At 42.9% G+C, this 2,473-nt stretch carries 2 protein-coding genes and 2 pseudogenes; 2 read left to right on the forward strand and 2 right to left on the reverse strand.

The genetic code is table 11. The features are described from left to right. Positions 1 to 119, reverse strand: a pseudogene (locus LC574_RS35605) (excisionase family DNA-binding protein); the annotation flags it as partial. 2 nt (positions 120 to 121) lie between these two features. Here LC574_RS35605 and lptB point away from each other — a divergent pair. Both lptB and LC574_RS35615 read left to right on the forward strand, forming a co-directional pair. Next, a pseudogene (lptB, locus tag LC574_RS35610) lies at positions 122 to 718 on the forward strand (LPS export ABC transporter ATP-binding protein); the annotation flags it as partial. Positions 719 to 1,114: 396 nt separating this feature from the next. Then, a complete protein-coding gene (locus LC574_RS35615; protein ID WP_229458331.1) occupies positions 1,115 to 2,230 on the forward strand; it encodes an LptF/LptG family permease in 1,116 nt (371 codons plus the stop codon). On the opposite strand, the gene LC574_RS35620 is transcribed toward LC574_RS35615, so the two are convergent. Then, the coding region (locus tag LC574_RS35620) for a hypothetical protein (protein WP_229458332.1) at positions 2,204 to 2,473 on the reverse strand (270 nt) is incomplete at its 5' end. The two genes, LC574_RS35615 and LC574_RS35620, sit on opposite strands and share 27 nt — an antisense overlap.

Raw genomic sequence — 2,473 nt, forward strand, 5'->3', positions numbered from 1 at the left:
ACCAGAACGTAAGGAAGCTCACCCTGCTCTAATAATTTAATCAGATAAGGACGTGATACGTTCAACAAATCAGCTGCTTGTTGTGTTGTTAGTTCTGGATTATATGTAACTATAGATACATTTTTACATTGCCACAGGTTTAGAAAAACCCAATCAAGGAAAAGTCTGGCTCGGTAATCTGGATATTACGGGAATGCCAATGCATAAAAGGGCGCGATTGGGTATTGGCTATTTAGCACAAGAACCAAGTGTTTTTCGCCAACTCTCGGTAGAGGATAATATTCTGTTGGTACTAGAGCAAACGAATGTGCCACGATGGGAGTGGGCAAGACGACTCACAACTTTACTGCGGGAGTTTCGGTTGGAAAAATTAGCCAATAGCAAAGGAATTCAACTTTCTGGTGGTGAGCGACGGCGGACGGAATTAGCAAGGTCTTTAGCTGCTGGACAAGAAGGGCCAAAATTTTTACTTTTGGATGAACCATTTGCGGGAGTTGATCCGATCGCAGTCTCAGAAATTCAGCAAATTGTCGCACAACTGCGCGATCGCGGCATGGGAATCTTAATTACAGATCATAATGTCCGCGAAACCCTGGCCATCACCGATCGCGCCTATATAATGCGCGAGGGACAAATTCTCGCTTTTGGCGCTGCTGACGAACTCTACGGCAACCCCCTGGTGCGGCAATATTATTTAGGTAATAATTTTCAAGTCTAAATTAATAGTTATTTAGTTAATAATTTAAAAGGCTATTTTTAAATTTTAAACATGAATTTTTTAGTTATACCATTTCTTTGTAAAGCTGCGCCAAACCCTTTTAACTTCTTTCTTTGTGTCCTTTGCGTCTTTGCGGTAGCCTGCGGCAAGCCGCTTCTCTACGAGACGCTGATGCGTTCGCGTCTACGTTTTTATTTTTTATACTTAAATATGGTTTGGCGCATCTTCATACAGAATTGGTATTAATTTTCAGGTATTTAAAATTAAATTTTAATACTAAATGTAGATATCCTTTGTTTCGCCAGGGTTGCTAATATTTAACTTTTCAAGTTAGTCATGATATCAAAGAAACTTACGTTTTTCTACAACCTCTATTCGCTGCTGCCTTTTACGATCATGGATCGTTACCTTGCTAGCGAATTGTTAGCGCCGTTTTTCTTTGGTGTCGGAGCTTTTTCATCAATTGGCGTTACTATCGATGCTGTATTTGATTTAGTCAGAAAAATTGTAGAATCTGGGCTACCCATAGGCATTGCCATTCAGGTTTTTTTGTTAAAGTTTCCCAACTTTATCGTTTTAGCTTTTCCCATGTCTACGCTGCTGGCTACTTTGATGACTTATAGTCGTCTTTCTAGCGAGAGCGAACTAATTGCCCTGCGTGGTTGTGGGGTCAGCGTCTATCGCATAGCCCTAACTGCTGTGATGTTGAGTCTTGTGGTTACAGGAATGACATTTGTGTTTAACGAACAAATTGCACCAGCAGCAAATTACCAAGCGGGGATGACTCTGGATAAAGCCCTCAAATCAGATAAGCCAACTTTTAAACAGCAAAATATTTTTTATCCTGAATACCAGGATGTTACACAGCCGGATGGCTCTAAGAATAGGATTTTGATCCGCTTGTTTTACGCCGACCAATTTGATGGTAAGCGGATGTCAGGTTTGACGATTATAGACCGTTCAACAAAAAATCTGAATCAAATTGTGGTATCAGAATCTGCCCAGTGGAATCCTTCTCAAAATGTCTGGGATTTTTACAACGGTACCATCTATTTTGTTGCTGCCGATCGCTCTTATCGCAACATCGTCAGATTTGAACACCAACAACTGCAACTACCGCGCACGCCATTAAGTCTGGCAGAAAAAAGTCGGGACTATGGTGAGATGAATATTGCTGAAGCACTAGATCAACTACAAGTAGAACTTCTCGGTGGCGATCGCCAAAAAATTCGTAAACTCGAAGTACGGATTCAACAAAAAATCTCCTTACCTTTTGTATGTGTAGTTTTTGGCTTGGTAGGTGCAGCGATGGGAAGCATACCCCAGCGAACTGGGAGAAGTACCAGCTTTGGGATTAGTGTTGTAGTAATTTTTTCGTACTACTTAATTTTCTTTATTACTGGTGCGATCGCGCAAGCAGGTGTCCTTTCTCCCTTTATAGGGGCTTGGTTGCCCAACTTTATTTTTTTGGCAATAGGTCTATTCTTATTGATGCGAGTTGCCAAACGATGAGGGGGATGAGGGGGATGAGGAAGATGAGGAAGATGAGGGGGATGAGGAAGATGAGGAAGATGAGGGGGATGAGGAAGATGAGGAAGATGAGGGGGATGAGGAAGAATTTACTTCCCCATCTCCCCCTGCTCCCTCATCTCCCCCTGCTCCCTCATCTCCCCCTGCTCCCTCATCTCCCCCTGCTCCCTCATCTCCCCCTGCTCCCTCATCTCCCCCTGCTCCCTCATCTCCCCCTGCTCCCTC

The sequence above is a fragment of the Nostoc sp. CHAB 5715 genome (assembly GCF_020829685.1).
In the GTDB taxonomy this organism is placed as follows: domain Bacteria; phylum Cyanobacteriota; class Cyanobacteriia; order Cyanobacteriales; family Nostocaceae; genus Nostoc.

What these genes read in the sequence shown, in the direction of transcription:
- LC574_RS35615 (WP_229458331.1), top strand. Translation starts at nt 1,115, where the DNA reads ATGGATCGTTACCTTGCTAGCGAATTGTTAGCGCCGTTTTTCTTTGGT.